Below are 18,396 nucleotides of genomic sequence, written 5' to 3' on the forward strand. Positions count from 1 at the left end.
TGCGAGTTGTCCGAGAGGCTTAGCCACGCCGCACCTCCCGTGCCTTGAGCATTACGTCAGCGAATTCGTAGGCCGCTTCTGCGTACTCGGGCATGCTGTTGTAGGTGTGCCTGGTGCCGCCCTTGTCGGTGTAGCCCCAGCCTCCGGCGATGACCATCGCCTGCAGGGCTTGAATGGCAAACAGGTCGCGCAGCGCCACCAGGTCCTCCGGGGCGCCGACCAGAAGAGCAGGGCTAGCCACGATTCACCCCCGCGACACTGCAGTTCTCACACACGCCATTGTTGGCAGCCATGTAGCCGGCGCCGAAGCTGTTGCCCGGGTAGATGTCGCCGCAACCGCACTGGTACTCGACAGCGGTCTCTTGGCCGTTCATGGGGCCTTCCGCTCGCCCTGGGTGGTTCAGGATGTTCCTGAATACCGCCAGCTCCTCCTCTGCATTGAGTGCGTCCCCGCGTTCTTCAATCCAGTCCAGGACCTGAATGGCCTCGTCGTAATTGCGCGGCGGTATCTCGGCCAGAAGTTCCATGACAAACCATTCCCTTGCTGTTGCTTCAGGTGGACCATCTCCTCCGCCCAATGACTGGCGCAGCCAGTAGAGGTGGTTCCAATACCGAAGCTCCAACAGGCAGGCGTCGAGCGTTCCAGGCAATTGCTCCGGGTGATTCTTGAACCGCGCTGCAACCTGGACAGAATCTTGATTCATGGTTGACTTGGCGCCCTTGAGGCGGTGAAGCGCGCGCACGCAGAAAACCGAACACCAGGTCGCGGCTCTGGCCGAAACCGTCGGCGACATGGACCGCGCGCACCCGCTGCTCGACTCGATCCCGAACGGCATGGAGAGCATCACCGCTATCCGCCAACGGATCGGCAAGCAGTACGGGCTCCCGCCCAGGGTGATCGACGCTGTGGTGCGCGAGATGCCGCACAGCCCGCGCCCCTTCGCCATGGTGCGCAGCAAGCACGAGGAGCTGAACGCACGTCCCTTCGCCGTCTGGGCCAAGGCCGAGATCAGCAGGGTGTTCGAGCGCTTCGCCCGCGGCTGCACCTTCGTGACCCAGCACCGCGCCACGCACCCTGACTTCGGCGCAGGCATCGAGCGCTTCCAGATGCGCGGCACGCCCGCCCAGGAGGCTGGTGAATGACGACCCAACCAAACCCCGGCCGGATCACCACCGGCCCCAACGGCCAGCCGGTGATCGCCGGTCCCTGGCCTTCCTACCGCCAATTCCGCGACCTGCCCGAGCGTGAGCGCTGGGTGCTGTACGGCCACGCCAAGGCCTGCCGCGCCGCGCTCGAAGACCAGGGCTTCGTCATGGCCGAGAGCTACGACGATTTCGTGAAGCGGGTAACCGAGGAGCTGGACGTATGAACGATGCAGTACCGGCTGATCCGCTGGTGCCGGTGGAGGTCGACCTGCGCGGCCTGGCGTTCATGCCCCTCGATGTGGTGCGCCTCCTCGACAGTGACCTGTTCGCGCTCACGAGCGGCGATGAGTTCAAGGCGGCGCTCTCGCTGTGGTGCAAGGCCTGGCTGCAGGTGCCTGCAGCTTCGCTGCCGAACGATGATCGCGTGCTCGCCTATCTCTCTGGCGCTGGCAGCCGCTGGGCGCGATTGAAGGGCATGGCGCTCCGTGGATGGCAGCTCTGCAGCGACGACCGCCTGTATCACCCGGTGATTGCCGAGAAAGCCCTTGCTGCGTGGGAGGAGCGAGTGGCCTACCGCGAGCGCCGGGACAATGAAGCGGAGCGCCTGCGCCGGCACCGGGATGAGCACAAGCGAATCCGCGACCGGCTGCGTGAGTTCGGCATCGTGTACGCCCACAACACGCCAATAGAAACGCTGCGCTCCGCGTTGCAAGACGCAGAACTGAACAGCCAGAGATGCGTTGCAGGAAACGAAACCGTACCCGTTTCAGGTGCATTGCCTGAAACGGAACCGCCACGGCTAAGAGAGGGACAGGGACAGAGAGAGGGAGAGAGACAGGGAGAGGGATATCTATTAGAGCCCCCCATACCCCCAGCGGGGGCAGCCGCTGCTGCGGCGAGTAAGCAGGTCGGCAAGTACTCCGACGACTTCGAGTCGTTCTGGCGCGAGTACCCGAAGCGCGACCGCTCCGCACCCAAGCCGGACGCTTGGAAGGCTTGGGGGGCTCGCCTGAAAGAGGGTATCGCTCCTCAGGACCTCATCCGCGCAGCTGCCAACTACCGCGCCGACCAGATCGCCAAGGGCAAGGTCGGCACGGAGTTCGTGAAGCTCCCGGCCACCTTCCTCGGCAAGGGCGAGCACTGGAAGCCGTACTCGGGCCCTCAGCCAGAAGCCCAGGCCGACCAGCAGAGCGCTGTTCTCTCGGTTCCTAACCATTCGCAGGAGATGTACCCCGATGACAAATTCTAAGTTCCGTCCTGCTCCACGAATCGCCGAGCAGCATGAGGTCTGCTGCCGCGCTGGCCGTGGCCACAAGAACTACGACGAGCAGCTGGTCGAACTGTTCGCCGGCGGCTGGTACCGCACCGAGTGCCCGGCTTGCCAGTGGGAACTGCTGTACAACAAGCCCAAGGAAGACGGGCGCCGGCAGGCTGCTGAGAAGGTGTTCGCCGAGCGGCAGCTGAGCGAGGACCTTATCGCCACTGGCATCACCCCGCGATTCCGCAGTTGCACCTTCGACAACTTCCTCACCGATGGCGGCGACGCCGGCAAGACTCGTGCGTTGAGCATCTGCCGCGGCTACGCCGAGAAGTTCGCGGAGAACTACCGTCAGGGCCGCGCGTTGATGCTGCTGGGGGAGATCGGCAACGGCAAGACGCACCTGGCCTGCGCGATCCTGCAGCACGTCGTCCGCGAGGAGCAGGCCTCCGGCTTGATCGTCACCGCCGAGGCGATCATCCAGGGGGTGACCGACAGCTTCCGGCAGAACGCCAGCCACACCAAATCCCAGCTGCTCCAGGAGCTGGCCGAGGTGGACCTGCTGGTGATCGACGAAGTGGGTATGCACACCCCTCGCCAGGGCCGCGACTTCGCCCCCGGCCTGCTGCACGAGGTGATCGACCGCCGGTATCAACTGGTGCTGCCCACCGTGCTGGTGAGCAACCAGACGCGCGAGCGCCTGCCCGAGTTCATCGGCCCGCGTGCCGCTGACCGCCTGCGCGAGAACGGCGGCTTGCTGGCCCCGTTCACCTGGCGATCCGCCCGCCTCGGAGGTGCCGCATGATGGACCGTTATCCCGACGAGCATCTGTTCGAAGACGTCGTGGACGAATCCAAGCTGCACAGCCACGAAAGCGCTGCAGAGTCAGTTCGATCAGGCCGAAACCGGCTACGAGCGCCAGATCGCGCTGATCAATACCGAGGTCGACAAGCGCAAGGACGCCACCGAGGTCGCCAAGCTCCAGTTTGAAATCGAGTCCGGCAAGTTGGTCGGAATCAACGCTTTGCAGCAGGAGCGCCTCAACAGCCTAGCCGCCGAACTGGACAAGCTCCAGAAGCTGAAGCAGGCCAACGAGGACGCCGCCAAGGCGGCGGCTTATCGGTCCGCTCTCGATCAGGAGAACAAAACCGTTTCGGTCGGCTTTGAAATCGAGTTGGCCGGCACGGGCAAGGGCGATAAGTTTCGCTCGCGTCTGCAAGAGATGTTGCAGATTCGCCAGAGCTACGATGAAAAGCTGAGTGAACTTGCTTCGCAGCGGAACTCGGGCGATATCAGTCAGGAGTTGTACGACCAGGAGACGGCGATCCTGCAGGAGGCGCTGGATCAGCGGCTTGGGCTGCAAGAGGATTACTACGCCAGGGTCGATGAGGCGCAGGGCAACTGGATGAGCGGCGTCAACGACGCCTTCCAGAACTACGTCGACAGCGCCGCTGACTACAGCCAACAAGCCTCCGATGCGGTGACTGACGTTCTGGGTAATGCGACTAGTTCGCTCAGTGACGGCATCCAGGGGCTGCTGAACGACACGAATAACCTCAGTGAAGCGCTAGGCAATGTCGCGACCACCATCGGCGATACCATCGTCGCCGCGATTGCCGACATGGCCGCCCAATGGCTGGTCGCACAGGCGATACAGCTGATGTTCGGCAAGGCGAGCGAGTCACCACCGCTGAGACAAGCACCAAGCTGGACAACACCTTGGATCGCGTGCTGGCGAATCAGCGCGAAGGAGGGGCGACGGCACCTGTCGTCAATATCCACAACGCTCCCCCGGGCACCACGGTGAATAGTCGTATGCAGGATGATCAGTACATCCTCGATGTCGTAATCGGTAGTACAGAGAGCGATGGCCGCATGCACCAGGCATTCACGGGCAAATACGGATTGGGGACGGTAGGGCGATGATCGAATATCCGAACCAGTACCTGCCTCTGCCTCAGATCACGGGTTACGTGCTCAGCACCGAAAGTCCCCTGCAGCGCAGCCAGCTGCAGAGCGGTCGGGCAAGGCAGCGTCGGCGTTTCACCAGTGTGCCCGTCGCGGTCACCGCGACGTGGCGAATGACCCACAACCAGGGCGCCTGGTTCGAGGCCTGGTTTCAGAGTGCCCTCAAGGATGGGGCGCTCTGGTTCCTCGCCAACCTTCAAACACCGAAGGATGCCGGTGGCCTAGCCCCTTACGAGTGTCGCTTCACTGACATCTATGATGGTCCGACCTTGCTGCAGGGTGTCCTCTGGGAATACACCGCCATGCTGGAGCTCCGACAGCGGCCCTTGATCCCGGTGGAATGGGTGGAGTTCCCGGACTTCTGGTTCGAAGGAAACATTATCGATATGGCAATGAACAGGGAGTGGCCTGAAGTGTGAGCACCGTCCTCGAGCAGCTTTATGCCTCGGGTGGAAGCGATGTGGTTATCTCCACCATCGAGCTAACTTGCGCAGCCTGGTCCGACTCCTTGCTCTTCTGCGAGGGTTTCGAAGACCAGACCTGCACCACGGAAGACGGCCGGACGCTGACCTTCCTGGCCGCACCGATTCGCACCAACGATGCTGACAAGGACAACCAGGGCGCCCAGACCTTGGACTTCGTGATCGACGGGGTGCTCGGCGAGGCACAGCAGCACATCGACGCCGCGCTCCAGGGCGAGCAGGAGGTGAAGATGACCTACCGCAAGTTCCTGGAGAGCAACCGCAGCGAGCCGGCCGAGGCGCCGTATCGCATGACGATCCTGGGCGGCGAGATCAGCGATGGTGCCGTGCAGTTGCAGGCCGGCTACTTCGATCTGATCGGCCGCGCCTTTCCGCGTGACACCTACGACACCGAGTTTTCGCCCGGTCTCAAATACCTGTGAGGAGTAACACCATGAACGAAATCACTGTGACGTCGGAAGGCTACCAGCAGTACATGTTGGAGCGGGATCGACTGCGAGAAGCAATCTTCTCGACCTTCAGCACCGGCGGCATGCTCGCCAAGCGGCTGGACTGGTTCTTTGCCGAGAATGATCGGCTCCTAGCCTTGGAGCGCAGCATTTTGGAGAAGGCCCGCTGGCTCAGGGAGGGGGGCTGGTTTCATGCAGAAGAAGAGGGGGTTGCGGGTGAGATCCACGCGGCGATTACTGCATTGCATACCGATCTTGAGAACGAAGGGCAGGCCCGTATGGCCGCAGAGCAGAAGCTAAAAATTATTCTGGAAGCCCAGGAGAAAGCCTCACCGAAGTGAGGCCTTGATTTTATTTACGTTTGATAAGCTCCAATCTAGCTTCACCCGCTGGGGTGATGTGGGGCAGGTGAGTGAATGGACTTACCCCTATCAAACCGGACACCAACACCCCGTTAAGTTGATGCCTCAGCCAAACGCCTGAATTCCCGAGGCGAGCGGTATTTCAGGGCGCTGTGCGGGTGTTCCTCGTTGTAATGCTCGAAGGCGATGGCCAGGTTGCGCAGGGCCGTCGCTCGATCGGGCTTGGGCATGTGGCGGATGTAGTCGCGCTTCATGGTCTTCACGAAGCTCTCCGCCATCCCGTTGCTCTGCGGGCTGCATACCGGTGTTGTCAGGGGCAGTAGGCCGATCTGTCGGGCAAAGGCTCGGGTCTGTTCGGCGGTATAGGCCGAGCCGTTATCGCTCAGCCATTGCACCGGCGCCGCAGGCAGTTCGCTACCGAAGCGTTGCTCGACGGCTTCCAGCATCACGTCGCGGACGTCGTCGCCACAGTAGCCGTTTGGGCTGGCCACCCAACTGATGGCCTCGCGGTCACAGCAGTCCAGGGCGAAGGTCACGCGCAGTTTTTCACCGTCCTCGCAGCGGAACTCGAAGCCATCCGAACACCAGCGGGTGTTGCTCGTGTCCACCGCGACACGACCTTCGTGACGCCGCGCCACACCTGGCTGTTTGCGCCGGCGTTCCAGCAACAGATCATGGTCTCGCATGACGCGGTACACCCGCTTCACGTTGACCGGTGGCTGGGCCTGCTGCTCATGCTGCCGACGCAACAGGCCCCAGACCCGCCGGTAGCCATAGCTGGGCAGCGCGCCGACGGCCTGCTTGATCTGCTCGACCAGGGCGACATCGTTGAGCGCCCGGCGACGACGCGGCCGCAGCCCTGGAGCGGGTTGTTTGAGTCGAGCCGTCAATTGCGAGCGCGCCACACCGAGACTCTCACTGACCGCTTTCACTGGTCGTCCCCCGGCAACAAGGGTGAGTGCGCAATCCATTTTCGCGAGCGGGCGATCTCCACCGCTTCCTTGAGGATCTCGGCCTCCATGGTCTTCTTGCCCAGCATCCGTTGCAGTTCGCGGATCTGCTTGAGGGCATCAGCCAATTCGGAAGCGGGCACCACCGCTTCACCGGCACTGACTGCCGAGAGGCTGCCGTCCTGGTAGAGCTTGCGCCAGTGGAACAGTTGGTTGGGTATGCATGTGGTCTCCTTGATGGTTGAAATGCCCTGGCGTGCTGGCCAGGGCGACCAGCATAGGAAGCAAAACGCATGCGACTGAGCTGCATTTACGGTCGGCTCTTTCCGGCAGTCGGCCAGCCGGCTTCTTTCTCCAGAGCATCTTGATGATCGATACCTACCTCACCGCGCGCTATCGCGATGGCGCGCGTGGCGAAGCCGTGGACGGCGTTCGGGAGTTCGACTGCTGGGGGCTGACCCTTGCCGTTCGCGCCGAACTGCTGGGCCTGGCGCCGTTGCCGGACTTCGGCCTGGTCAGCCGGCTCAGCCTGCGCGAATCCGCGCGGGCCTACCAGCGCTACGCCGAGCACATGCCCGCAGGGCCGCCTGCACATGGCGCAATTGCTGCTGTGCTAAGTGCCCACCTGTGCACTCACGTTGGCCTGGTGCTGGAGATCGATGGCCGCCTGGGCGTGCTGGAGATCAACCCCGGCGAGCCGCCGCGCTGGCTGCCGATTCTGGACTTCGAGCGCTGCTACTACCGAGTGATGTATCACCATGATCGAGATCTACCCGAGCAAGTTCTCGCCGGAGCCGGCTGAGAGATTCGCTATCACCGCGCCGGTCATCCTGCGTCAGTGGCTTGTCTCTCAGGTGCCGAGCTACCGCGATCAGGAGGCACCGCCGATCAGCATTGAGGTGAACGGCGAGCAGGTGGTGGCCAGCGATTGGGCTGCGACCGAGATTTGCGCCGAGGATCTGGTGCGTATTGTCGTCGAGCCCAAGGGCGGCGGCGGGGGCTTCCTCGCGAAGATCTTCCGCCCTGGGCCGCTCGCGAAGTTGTTCGGCCTGGGCAACCCGTTCGCGCCGAAGGTGCCGACCACGGCAAAGGCTGGCCCCGGCCGGGGCAAGGACTTGCCACTGGTCGCCGCCAAAGGCAATCAGGTCAGCCTGAACGCGGTCATCCCGGAGATCGCCGGCCGCGCCCGCCGGTACCCAGACTACCTGCTGCCCCAGCACCGTTACTTCGGCGAGCCGCGCGAGCAGTGGGTGGAGATGCTGCTGTGCATCGGCAAGGGCCGCTACCAGCTGCCGACCAGTCGAATCCTCATCGGCGAGACGCCCATCATTTCGCTCGGCGCCGATGCCGAGTTCGCAATCTACGGACCTGGCGCGGATCTCAGCGTGGAGCCGGCCGCAACCTGGTGGCACAACGCGCCCGAGGTGGGTGCCACGTCCACCGGTACCGCCGGCCTTGAGCTGAGCGCGACGCACACCGTGGAGCCAGCGCCGACGGCGTCGGTCTTCGTGCTCGACGGCGACACCATCACGATTCCGGCCGGAGCAGGGCAGTTCCCCGAAGGCTGGGCGGCGGGGATGATCGTGCGCATCGTTGCGCCGTACACCTACACCGTGACTGATGGCGGGGCGTACCAGGACATCATCGAGGGCCCGCTGGCTCAGCTCGGCGCATTTGATGGGATGAACATCGAGATTGCTGGGGCCAATGCCGGGCTCTACCGCGTTGCGACATACACGGTCGGGCCGCCGGAGCATTTGCTGCTGAACTACCCCAACGGCGCACCGGCGACGGCTCTGCAGCTCGGTACGGTGCCGATGTGCATCGGCTTTGCCGGCCTGCGCTACCAGGTGACGGTGGAAATCCAGTATCGCGACATGGCCACCGCCGGTGCCTGGACCAGCGTCGTGAAGGAATACAACCAGAAGAGCCTGGATCAGGTCGGTTTCACCGAACGACAGGCTCTCCCTGCTGCGATTCGCCCAGAGGTCCGTATGCGGCGCGTGGGGGCGAAATCCACCTCCACGCAGGTGCAGGATGTTGTCCAGTGGTACGGCCTGCGCTCCCGCCTGCAGGGGCCGACGCAGTACCCGGGCGTCACCGTGCTGGCATTGCGGCTGCGCGGCGGGAACCGACTGGCCTCTCAATCAGAGAGCCTTGTCTCCGTCGAGCCGACGCGCATCCTGCCGCTACTCAACGGCACCGAGCAGCCGACTCGCGATATTGCGCCGTGGGTTCTCTACGTGGCGAAGACCATCGGCTACACCGAGGCCGACATCGACATGACCGAGCTGGCTCGGCTGGACGCCATCTGGCGCGCCAGGGGAGACACCTTCGACCTGGTGATCGACGACGCGACCACGATCAAGGGCGCACTTTCGGATGCGCTGCGCGCGGGCTTCGCTGAGTTCACTCTGGACCGTGGCCGCATTCGCCCGGTGCGAGACGAGCCGCGCACGGTGTTCGAACAGATGTACACGCCGCAGAACATGACGAAGGGGCTGGTCCGCCGATTCACCGCACGCCGGCCCGACGACTATGACGGGGTCGACGTCGAGTACATGGATGCGCGGACATGGCAGAGAGAGACCGTCCAGTGCCGCCTGCCAGGTGATCTGGGCCGCAAGGTGCTGAAGATCAACCTCGACGGGGTGACCGACCGCACCCGCGCCTGGCGCATTGGCATGCGCGAGCGCATGGCGCAAATCTACCGTCGCTGGACCTACTCCTTCGAGACGGAGCTCGATGCCCGCAACTCCCGGTACTGGTCGTACTGCGCCGTCGCGGACGACGTGCCGGGCTATGGCCAGAGCGCTCTGGTGCTGAGCTATGCCGGTGGAGTGATCGAGTCATCCGAGCCTCTGGATTGGTCCGCCGGCGGTAAGCATGTGCTCGCAGTTCGCCGGCCGGATGGGACGCTTTCCGGCCCCTACATTGCCAGTCGGATCGACGACCACAGACTCAGCCTCTCAGGAGCGCTGGACTTTGCGCCGGACACTACCTGGTCGATAGAGCCGCCGCACCTGATGTTCGGTCCTGCCCAGCGCTGGACGTTCCCGGTGCTGGTCACAGCGATTCGCCCGAACGACTACGCCACCAGCGTCGAGGCCGTGAACTACGACCCGCGTATTTACACCTATGACGACCTAGCCCCAGCGGCCTGATCGATACTCACCAAAAAGCCTGGCCAAACGCCGGGCTTTTTCTTGCCTGGAGAAACCGTATGGCAGGTCCATTCCGCTACAACACTGGAAACCCTGTCGAGCCCAACGGCTCGCCGGCGCCGAAGGATCTCTACGACAACGCCGCGAACCTCGATTTCGCCATGAATCGATTGCAGCCAACCTGGAGGGACCGACTGGGGCGTGATCGGAAGTCTTTCTATGGCCTGCAGCAGGACTTCAATCAGTTCCTGCTGGATTCTGGGTATATCTTCATCGGCGATTACGATGCAGACGGCCCGCTAACCATCACTCTGCCGAACCAGATTTTTAGCAAGGATGGTGAGTTCTGGAGAGCAGATGCTGACCTTGCGGGCGAACTGCCCTATACGACGCTCAACGATTGGGGAGCCGATCAGTCAAACTTCGTTGCGATGGGGGATGCGGTACTCCGGCAGCAGTTGGCTGGGCTTGCTGGCCCTTTGGGTGAACGAGGCGGGTGGCTTGTCGAGTGGTACCGCCAGACATTGGGCGGCACCATTGAAACTGTCTCCGGCATGCTCAACGGTCAGGCCGTTAACCTATGGGAATTTGCAGGCCTCGCTGTTGGCTACAGCCCTGGTGGTGATCCTGCCTCATGGAACTGGGCTCCCGCTTTTGCTGCTGCTCAAGGCGCCGGTGGTGTCGCGATCTTCGTGCCTCCCGGTGCCTACCATACGACCCAGGTTGCTCTGCAGTCTGATGTGCTGATCTTCGGCACTGGCTTTGGTTCTCGCATCATCTGCAGTGACGCCGAGGCAATCTTCTTGGGCGTGCAGAAGAGCAATATCAGTATCCGAGACCTTCGCTTCGAGGGTGTAGACAACGCATATTCAGTCTACGTAAAACGTTGCTATGGCGTGCTCGTGCGGGATTGCTTGGCCATTAACTCCGGCGTGTTCAAATCAGATACTGACCTACCGATCAATCGTATGGACGGCACTCCTGACCCGAACGCCACGGCCGGGTATGTCAGCGAGGATTTCGGGTCAAAAAACGTGCGAGTAACTGGGAACTACGGTGTTGGAATCGGTGAACTTGCGCAGGGCTCAGGCATCGTCATTCACCATTCGGCCGATGCCAGCGTAGTCGGGAACATCGTTCAAAATTATCGGCACGGCATCTACTGGTGGGGCGGAGACAGCAACCAGAATCGCGGCGGGGTTCCGACAAACCCCCGTTGGGCCCGGCGTGTAAGCATCACGGGTAACAACGTGCGCAACATGGCGATGGGTGGGATCTGGGGCAGTATGGGCCAGAACATCGATGTTGTCGGAAATACCGTTCGTGATGTGAAGGACGTGGGGATCGATTTCGAGGGCACCTTCCACGGTACGGCAACAGGAAACACCGTTTACAACGCATCCGAAGGCTGTATTTCAACTTTCTTCTTTGTGAAGGATATTCGATTCAGCGGCAACGTTTGCACACAGGACGGCTCTTGGATGAACCGCTCTGGTACCGCGATTGCGACGACCATGTACGTCCATAACAACGGTGTGAACAGCCCGGACCCTAATGGCGCATTCAACATCGCGATCGAGGGGAATACCTTCGAGTACCTAGGGGTCGATGGCCAGTTTGGCGTTCTGCGGCCGACCAACGCCAAGCAAATCAGCATGTCTGAGAATCAGCTTATCAACACCAGAATCCAATGCACCTCGCAGAACGCGGGTGGCCGCCGAATCAATAACAACGCCCTGTATTTTACAGTCGCCAGCGCGGCGCCATTCACTGCCATCGAAGCGGACAACTGCCACCTTGGCTACACCAGAGCTCCAGGTGGCGACATCTCAGGAAATACGATTGCGTCCGCTCAGGGAGTAGTTCAGCCGGCAGGAAGTATCGGAATACTCTCTATCCAGTCGTATTTCGGTGGGCGAATTGTCGTCAGGATTCACGACAACATCATCGACGGATTCGAAAGAAGCATTGTGGTGCAGGACACCGGAACAAATGCTGGTATCGCGCATGTCTTCGACATTGCCAGCAATAGGCTATCTGGAACTCTGGAGAACGTAACAGTATCGGTGCCTGCCAAAGGGCTGTGGAAGTTGACAGAGAACTACAGCGTCACCGGTGCGCCGATTCCGAATAGCACCCCAGTTAATGGGAAATGGCCGCGCAATCAGCGCATAGAGCTAGCTGCCAGCGCCGCTGGCTATCTCGAAGTTGTCTGCGTTACCGCTGGTACTGCATGTCCGATTGGCTGGGCCGCGTCGACCAACTATGTCGGAGGCGATCGAGTCTTCTCGGGCAATCGTGTCTACCACTGCTTGGTGGGCGGCACATCGGGGGTAGTTCCTCCGACCAACACAAGTGGCTCAATGGTCGACGGCTCCGTGACTTGGACTTACGTCGATATCTTGGCCGTCTTCAAAAACTGCAACCAGATCGCCGTTTAACGAGGGAAAGGGTCATGAGGCTCATTACAGAGCAACAGTTGCTGCGCATACTGCCAAACGCCCGCCCAGTTGCGGGCGTTTTTGTTCCAGCCCTCAACGCCGCGCTGGCCGAATGGCGCATCGATACATCAGTGCGTATCGCCGCATTTCTCGCCCAGGTCGGCCACGAAAGTGCGCAGCTAACTCGCTGCGTGGAAAGTCTGGCATACAGCGCGCAGCGCTTGGCCGTCGTCTGGCCGCGTCGGTTCCGTGCTGCTGACGGTTCGCCTACGGCCTTTGCTCGTGACATCGCTTACCAGCCAGAGCGAATTGCCAACTTGGTTTACTCCGATCGCAACGGCAACGGCCCTGAAAAGTCGGGTGATGGGTGGCGCTATCGTGGACGCGGCCTCCTGCAGGTGACGGGCCGGGCGAACTATGCGGCGGTGGCAAAGGGACTCGACGCGCCGCTGCTAGATCAGCCGCAATTGCTTGCAGAGCCAGTCTGGGCTTGCCGCTCGGCCGCTTGGTGGTGGAACGTGAATGGCCTCAATGCGCTGTCTGATGAGGGGCACTTCGAGGCCATCACCCGGCGCGTCAATGGCGGTGTGAGCGGTCTTGATGAACGTACAAGGTTATGGCTGCGAGCGGGGGAGGTATTTGCTAGGCAAAGCTAGCCGGTGGCCAAACATTAGTTCCGAGCGAGTCATGAGGGGAATTCTTACACAATTTTCAGTTGTTACTGGTGTGCATTTTGAGCGTCTCTCTTCTAAATTCGCCACCCCATTATTGAATGCAACTTGATGTGTAAGCGTCTGGCTGAACTCTCGGTGAGTAGCTTCTCGAGACTATGCCAAGTGGAGTGCATGTTGTGATAGTTAGAGTTTCTTCCGTAAAGGACCTGTTGCTGAGGCTGACCTTCTTTCTAGGTCCGACCGGTATTTTCTTTACGCCTGTTCCCGGTATTGGGTCTTTGCGGAGTTTTTACTTTGCTACGGCCATAGTAAATATTGTTTTCTTGTGTCGAATGGCAAAGAGGGACTTGCCCCATTATGGCGCTTTGATGGTGATCTTTCTTATTCTCTTCTTAAGTTCGTCATTCTGCCTTATTTCTTTGTCGTATGATGTTCCGTTGTATTTGAATCCGGTTGTCAGAGTTCTTGTTATTTGTAATTTGATGTTTGGTTTTTTTAATGTTTCAAGAATGATTTTGAATAGCTGCCGAAAAGATATCCTGCAGGTTCTGCTTTCAGATTCGTTCAAAGGCTTTTGTTGTGTGTTTTTCCTTGGTTTGGCTCTTTATGTTGGGTATATTGCTGGTAAGGTTCCGTCAGATATATATAACCGATTTACTACTTTGGAGCAGGAAGCGTACGGATATTCGCGATTTAGTCCTGGTACCTATCCGAATGAGTTTGGGGTAATTTGCTCCTTCTATGCACTTTACGCTGTGCTGCTTTCTCAAAGGAAGAAAGGAGGAGCTATTTATCTTTTGCTGTCTGCCATATTCATGGGTGGCGTTTTTCTTACTTCTACCCGGGCAGCATATATAACTCTGGCGATTGGATATACTTATATAGCATTTTCATCTCCTGGGCTTATAAGGCGACTAGTGCTATGCATTCTTCCGTTTGTGTTTGCTCCAGTGATTGTTATCGTATTAGGCCATTTTTCCTTCGATGTAATAGATGTCATAACAAGGGGTTATGATTCGGCGGCAAATCAAACGGGGAGTTCTAATGTTCGAATGGAAGATTGGAACGCAGCTGTCGATGATTTATTAGATAATTTCTATTTTGGTGTTGGGTTTGAGTCACCGAAGGCTTATTCCTTGCATAATTTGCCCCTGCAGATAGTTTATGGGTTGGGTTTGTTAGGGGTGTTGTTATTGGTTTTGGCGTTTTCTGTGTTTGCTTATGTAAATAGCAGGTCGTCGTGGGTCGTTCGGCTTTTTTATTCGGATGATTGGAGGTTTCTTCGTTCCGTGAGAGTTGTCTTATTTATTCATGTTATTATTTTTGGTTTAACTAATCATAATCAGGCTCACTTCTTTACCTGGATGTTGTTTGCTTTGTGCTGCATTAGGATAAAGATGTATGGTCCCGCTCGGAGTGGCACTTTGAATCGCCCCGGGTTTCGCGGAGGCTATTGTGTTTGAGTCAGGCGACAGTGGGTATCGCAACCTGACTCTGCTCGTATAGTGCCTCAAACTCCGCGGGCGGCCTATTTCCAATCGGCTCCAGCAAGCGATGCTGGTTGAACCAGGTCACCCACTTCAGCGTTTCCCATTCCAGGGTTTCTACGCTTTTCCATAGGCCTCGCTTGTGGATCAGCTCAGTCTTATAAAGCCCGTTGATGGTCTCTGCCATCGCGTTGTCATAGCTGTCGCCGGTATTGCCAACCGACGGTTCGATACCCGCTTCACCCAACCGTTCGCTGTAGCGAATCGACAGATATTGCGAGCCCCTGTCGCTGTGATGAACCAGTTGGTGAGGCTCGGGTCGGCGTGCGTGAAGCGCCTGTTCGAGCGCATCCAGGACAAACTCTGTGCGCATGTGTCGACTGACACGCCAGCCGACGATGAACCGGGAATAGACATCCACGATGAAAGCCACATAAGCAAATCCCTGCCAAGTTGAAACGAACGTGAAGTCGGCGACCCAGAGCTGGTTGGGCCGCTCAGCGGTAAACTGCCGTTTCACCCGGTCTCTTGGGCTGGGGTTGGTGGGATCAGACTGCGTGGTCTTCACGGTCTTGCCTCGTGTGACACCGCGCAATCCCATCTCACGCATCAACCGCTCCACCGTGCAGCGCGCCGCTGCCTGGCGCTCGCGGCACATCTGGAGCCAGACTTTCCTGACGCCATAGACCTCGTAGTTCGCCTGCCAGACACGACGAATCTGCAAGGTAAGTGCCTCGTCACGGATCCTCCGTGCTGAGCGCTGCGTGGGATCGCGTAAATGTGCCGCATCGCGCCGGTAGGCTGACGGGGAAACGTGCAGCGTTCGGCACATCGGCTCGACCCCGAACTGCTCCCGATGCGCGTCGACAAGACGCCATATCACTTCAAACGGCGGTCGAGTTCCGCCTGGGCGAAAAAAGCACTGGCAACCTTGAGGATTTCGTTGGCTCGCTTGAGTTCGCGGACTTCGCGTTCCAGCTCTTTGATCCTGGGATCTGCCGGAGCACTGGGCGCAGCAGTAGAAGAGGAGGTCTTGCGAATCCAGTTGCTCAAGGTCTGAGCGGTGCAACCGATTTTGCTGGATACAGCCTCGATGGCAGCCCACTGGGACTCGTGCGACTCGCGGACTTCGTAGACCATCCGCACGGCGCGCTTACGGACTTCAGGGGAAAACTTGGGTGGCTTAGGCATAGTGGCTCCAGCTTCTCAAAAAGTGGAGCCTCCGCGAAACCCGGGGCGATTCAGGGAATACAAGCAGGAAGGCCGTTGCATCCTGATTTAATCCATTGGCTGGCGCACCTCGGGTACTTAATAAATAGCCAGGGGGACCTTCGGCTGACCATCAAGGCCTATCGCCTGATCCTGATCTGGAAATAAGCGTGCAGGGCGGCGAGGCAGTGGCGGCGGGAGGGGGTTATGGGCTACGAGTAGAAGCTGGAGGCGGCAGTTCAGGCCTGCCGGTGACAATGGAAGGCTGTCATTAAGCTGGCATTACCCAGCCAAAACAGCCCATTCAGGCACAAAAAAGGCACTTCGCGTTAAGCGTAAGTGCCTGATTTGTAAGGGTTGTTTGGTGGAGCCGGGGGGATTTGAACCCCCGTCCGCCAGTTCTCCGCTGTCGGTTCTACATGCTTAGCCATCTCTATTAGGTTAACTCCTCGCGGCCCGAGTGGCAGGGCGCTTGGAGCGAGCTGTATGAGTTTTAGCCGTTACGTCTACAGCGAACTTGGCGGCGATCCTGTTCTATATGACAGACCTAATCTTCGGGTTTACAGGCATCCCCTAGGGTCTGCTAGCGGCACTTAGGCTGCTAGGGCGTAGTTGTCGTCGTTGGCAACTATAAAGTTGTGGCAGCTGATTTACGAGAACTGTCACCTACTCGGCATGCCCCTAGAGTTTTGTTACCGGCGTCGAATCCTAATCGGCCCCAAAACCTGTCAAGGTCGAGATCCATTCTACGGGAAAGCCGCCCCGATAGCCACCCGGGGCGGTGCAAGGTGTTGTCAGCTCAGGAATTTCAGCACGGCTTCGGCCACGGCCTCGGAGGACGCGGGGTTTTGCCCTGTGATCAGGCCGCGGTCCACCTCGACGTGGCTCTGCCAGTCAGGGCCCTTGCTGTAGCGGGCGCCGTTGGCCTTGAGCATGTCCTGAACGAGGAAGGGCACTACGTCGGTGAGGCCCACGGCATCTTCCTCGCTGTTGGAGAAGCCGGTAACGTGCCGACCCTGTACCAGCGGCCGGCCGTCGAGTCCGCGTGGGTGGCGGAACACGGCCGGGGCATGGCAGACGGCGGAGACGGTTTTGCCGCTGGAGTGGAAGGCTTCGATCAGCGCCACCGAGGTGCGGTCCTCGGCCAGGTCCCAGAGCGGGCCGTGGCCACCGGGATAGAACACGGCGTCGTAGTCATCGGCCTTCACCTCACTGAGCTTCACGGTATTGGCCAGCGCTGCCTGAGCGTCGCTGTCCTGGCGGAAGCGCAGGGTGGCCGGGGTCTGGGCGCTTTCCTCGTCGCTCTTGGGGTCGAGCGGAGGCTGGCCGCCCTTGGGCGAGGCCAGGGTCAGGCTGGCGCCGGCATCCTTGAACACGTAGTAGGGCGCGGCGAACTCCTCGAGCCAGAAGCCGGTTTTCTTGCCGGTGCTGCCGAGCTGGTCGTGGGAGGTCAGGACTACCAGGATTTTCATGTTCACTCCTTCGGCGTATCGCTAGTCGTGCGGCTGCCGCCGAAACGGCAGCCCGGACTGTCAGTGTAGGCAATGAGCCGTCTGCGTCAGCGCGACAGGGTGATACCCAGATAGGCGGCGTACAGCATGCCGTTGAGCAGAAGCACCCAGATCGGCAAGCCGCCGTCACGCTGGGCGTTGATCCGCAACCAGAGCGCAGCGCCCAGGGTCACCAGTACGCCAGTTAGCACCTCGATACGCGGCTGCCAGGGCGTCAGAAGGATGCCGATCGCGGGCAACAGGGTGCCCTGGAAGACCATGGCGCCGCTGATGTTGCCGAAGGCCAGGGTGTCCTTGCCGCGACGCACCCAGAGGATGCTGTTGATCTTCTCCGGCAGCTCGGTGGCGATGGGGATGATCAGCAGCGACAGCAGCAGCGCGGAAATCCCCAGGATGTGCGACAAGCCCTCCACGCCATGGATGAAGCCCTTGGCCCCCAGTACCAGCAGCACAAGGCCCAGCAGCAGTTGCAGCAGGATGGTGGCGAGGTTGGTCGGCAGTCCGATGCGCGCCAGGTACATGTGGTGGTCGGCCTCGGTGCCGTGGCCGTCTTCCACAAGGCTTTGCGAGGCGCGGATGGTGAGCGTGATGTAGCCGAAGTAGGTGAGCACCAGCAGCACGCTGAGGGCGACGCGCACGGAGTGCAGTTCAGCCGGCACGAACATGGCGATGGTGGCGAAGCTGAAGGCGGCCAGGAAGAAGTTCAGGTCGCGCTGCATGCCCGTGCGCTCGGGACGGATGCGCCCGAGCAGGCCACGAGAGCGCCAGGCGGCGAGTGCCATCAGGCAGGTGGACAAGGTGGAGAGCATCAGTGGTGCGCCGAGGATCGCGCCGACGCCGACTTCCTCATTGAGGTTGACATTGCTGGTACCGGCGAACAGTGCCAGCAGCGGGATCAGGGTTTCCGGCAGGGCGGTGCCGATGGCGGCGAACAGCGAACCGGTGACGCCTTCGGAAATCCCCAGGCGCTCGCCGAAGTGCTCCAGCGCGTTGGTGAAGAGTTCGGCGGCAATCAGGATCACCAGCAACATGCCGAGCAGTTCGAGGATGAAGGTCAGCATGCGCGCAGCTCCAGAGGGATGGAGCGAAGGGTTGGGTGGTGCATCACGGTGAAGCTCCCGGCCGGTGTAAGTACCCATGACCACGCATCTCCCCGGCCGTTGCGGAGAACACGTGGTCAAAGGTCTTGCCAGGCAAAGCTGCTGACGACGCCATGGCCTGCGGGCCAAGTGTGTTGACGTCGCCCCCGTTCGTCGAACGGTCGGCTACTCCCCAATGACGCCGCGCATTCTAGC

At 60.2% G+C, this 18,396-nt stretch carries 19 protein-coding genes, 1 other RNA gene, 1 riboswitch and 1 other annotated feature; of the genes, 13 read left to right on the top strand and 7 right to left on the bottom strand.

Features of this window, described 5'->3' with window-relative positions; all coding sequences use genetic code 11:
* Nucleotides 1-19: 19 nt before the first annotated feature.
* Both IB274_RS25175 and IB274_RS25180 read right to left on the bottom strand, forming a co-directional pair.
* Entirely contained in the window at nucleotides 20-241 is a 222-nt protein-coding gene (locus IB274_RS25175) for a hypothetical protein (RefSeq protein WP_225615026.1), read from the bottom strand.
* The gene (locus IB274_RS25180) at nucleotides 234-794 is read right to left on the bottom strand and encodes a hypothetical protein (protein ID WP_192435558.1); all 561 of its coding nucleotides are present in this window, start codon (nucleotides 792-794) and stop codon (nucleotides 234-236) included. The genes IB274_RS25175 and IB274_RS25180 overlap by 8 nt, the downstream gene beginning before the upstream one ends.
* On the opposite strand from IB274_RS25180, the gene IB274_RS25185 reads away from it, so the two are divergent.
* The 8 genes from IB274_RS25185 (at nucleotide 793) to IB274_RS25220 (ending at nucleotide 5,644) form a co-directional block, all read left to right on the top strand.
* Complete coding sequence (locus tag IB274_RS25185; RefSeq protein ID WP_225615027.1) at nucleotides 793-1,143, top strand: hypothetical protein; 351 nt, start codon at nucleotides 793-795, stop codon at nucleotides 1,141-1,143. The two genes, IB274_RS25180 and IB274_RS25185, sit on opposite strands and share 2 nt — an antisense overlap.
* Complete coding sequence (locus tag IB274_RS25190) at nucleotides 1,140-1,370, top strand: hypothetical protein (protein WP_192435559.1); 231 nt, start codon at nucleotides 1,140-1,142, stop codon at nucleotides 1,368-1,370. Before IB274_RS25185 ends, IB274_RS25190 begins: the two co-directional genes overlap by 4 nt.
* Nucleotides 1,367-2,395, top strand: coding sequence for a DUF1376 domain-containing protein (locus IB274_RS25195; RefSeq protein WP_192435560.1), 1,029 nt, complete (start codon nucleotides 1,367-1,369; stop codon nucleotides 2,393-2,395). Before IB274_RS25190 ends, IB274_RS25195 begins: the two co-directional genes overlap by 4 nt.
* Nucleotides 2,382-3,209 (top strand): ATP-binding protein, encoded by an 828-nt coding sequence (locus IB274_RS25200; protein ID WP_192435561.1) that lies wholly within the window; start codon nucleotides 2,382-2,384, stop codon nucleotides 3,207-3,209. The genes IB274_RS25195 and IB274_RS25200 overlap by 14 nt, the downstream gene beginning before the upstream one ends.
* Nucleotides 3,210-3,335: 126 nt before the next feature.
* Nucleotides 3,336-4,211 (top strand): phage tail tape measure protein, encoded by an 876-nt coding sequence (locus IB274_RS25205; RefSeq protein WP_412548450.1) that lies wholly within the window; start codon nucleotides 3,336-3,338, stop codon nucleotides 4,209-4,211.
* A 115-nt stretch (nucleotides 4,212-4,326) separates the two neighbouring features.
* Nucleotides 4,327-4,791, top strand: coding sequence for a hypothetical protein (locus IB274_RS25210; protein WP_192435562.1), 465 nt, complete (start codon nucleotides 4,327-4,329; stop codon nucleotides 4,789-4,791).
* A complete protein-coding gene (locus tag IB274_RS25215) occupies nucleotides 4,788-5,276 on the top strand; it encodes a DUF1833 family protein (protein ID WP_192435563.1) in 489 nt (162 codons plus the stop codon). Before IB274_RS25210 ends, IB274_RS25215 begins: the two co-directional genes overlap by 4 nt.
* Before the next feature lie 11 nt (nucleotides 5,277-5,287).
* Entirely contained in the window at nucleotides 5,288-5,644 is a 357-nt protein-coding gene (locus IB274_RS25220; protein ID WP_192435564.1) for a hypothetical protein, read from the top strand.
* A 113-nt stretch (nucleotides 5,645-5,757) separates the two neighbouring features.
* Here IB274_RS25220 and IB274_RS25225 read toward each other — a convergent pair.
* Nucleotides 5,758-6,863 (bottom strand): IS3 family transposase gene (locus IB274_RS25225; protein ID WP_412548451.1). Its coding sequence is split into 2 segments (ribosomal slippage): nucleotides 5,758-6,641 and nucleotides 6,641-6,863, totalling 1,107 coding nucleotides; the frame shifts between segments, so codons are not numbered across the junction.
* 119 nt (nucleotides 6,864-6,982) lie between these two features.
* On the opposite strand from IB274_RS25225, the gene IB274_RS25230 reads away from it, so the two are divergent.
* The 5 genes from IB274_RS25230 (at nucleotide 6,983) to IB274_RS25250 (ending at nucleotide 14,357) form a co-directional block, all read left to right on the top strand.
* Nucleotides 6,983-7,417 carry a hypothetical protein gene (locus IB274_RS25230; protein ID WP_192435565.1) on the top strand — a complete coding sequence of 145 codons (435 nt, stop codon included), beginning with the start codon at nucleotides 6,983-6,985 and terminating at the stop codon, nucleotides 7,415-7,417.
* Nucleotides 7,374-9,779 (top strand): host specificity factor TipJ family phage tail protein, encoded by a 2,406-nt coding sequence (locus IB274_RS25235; protein WP_192435566.1) that lies wholly within the window; start codon nucleotides 7,374-7,376, stop codon nucleotides 9,777-9,779. The genes IB274_RS25230 and IB274_RS25235 overlap by 44 nt, the downstream gene beginning before the upstream one ends.
* A 59-nt stretch (nucleotides 9,780-9,838) precedes the next feature.
* The gene (locus IB274_RS25240; protein WP_192435567.1) at nucleotides 9,839-12,220 is read left to right on the top strand and encodes a right-handed parallel beta-helix repeat-containing protein; all 2,382 of its coding nucleotides are present in this window, start codon (nucleotides 9,839-9,841) and stop codon (nucleotides 12,218-12,220) included.
* A gap of 14 nt (nucleotides 12,221-12,234) precedes the next feature.
* A complete protein-coding gene (locus IB274_RS25245) occupies nucleotides 12,235-12,876 on the top strand; it encodes a glycoside hydrolase family 19 protein (protein WP_192435568.1) in 642 nt (213 codons plus the stop codon).
* A 386-nt stretch (nucleotides 12,877-13,262) separates the two neighbouring features.
* Entirely contained in the window at nucleotides 13,263-14,357 is a 1,095-nt protein-coding gene (locus IB274_RS25250; protein WP_192435569.1) for an O-antigen ligase family protein, read from the top strand.
* A 1-nt stretch (nucleotide 14,358) separates the two neighbouring features.
* Here IB274_RS25250 and IB274_RS25255 read toward each other — a convergent pair.
* From IB274_RS25255 to IB274_RS25270, 4 genes are all read right to left on the bottom strand, one after another.
* A protein-coding gene (locus IB274_RS25255) for an IS3 family transposase (protein ID WP_192435570.1) occupies nucleotides 14,359-15,572 on the bottom strand; the annotation gives its coding sequence in 2 pieces (ribosomal slippage) (nucleotides 14,359-15,290 and nucleotides 15,290-15,572; 1,215 coding nt in all).
* Nucleotides 15,187-15,303, bottom strand: a sequence feature (AL1L pseudoknot). (Overlaps the previous gene by 117 nt.)
* Before the next feature lie 380 nt (nucleotides 15,573-15,952).
* Nucleotides 15,953-16,310: a transfer-messenger RNA gene (gene ssrA, locus IB274_RS25260) on the bottom strand.
* A gap of 74 nt (nucleotides 16,311-16,384) precedes the next feature.
* Nucleotides 16,385-17,062 (bottom strand): type 1 glutamine amidotransferase domain-containing protein, encoded by a 678-nt coding sequence (locus tag IB274_RS25265; RefSeq protein WP_192435571.1) that lies wholly within the window; start codon nucleotides 17,060-17,062, stop codon nucleotides 16,385-16,387.
* 86 nt (nucleotides 17,063-17,148) lie between these two features.
* A complete protein-coding gene (locus tag IB274_RS25270; RefSeq protein WP_192435572.1) occupies nucleotides 17,149-18,162 on the bottom strand; it encodes a sodium:calcium antiporter in 1,014 nt (337 codons plus the stop codon).
* 52 nt (nucleotides 18,163-18,214) lie between these two features.
* Nucleotides 18,215-18,387, bottom strand: a riboswitch (yybP-ykoY riboswitch).
* Between the last annotated feature and the right edge of the window lie 9 nt (nucleotides 18,388-18,396).

It is taken from the genome of Pseudomonas sp. PDM18, from assembly GCF_014852585.1.
In the GTDB taxonomy this organism is placed as follows: domain Bacteria; phylum Pseudomonadota; class Gammaproteobacteria; order Pseudomonadales; family Pseudomonadaceae; genus Pseudomonas.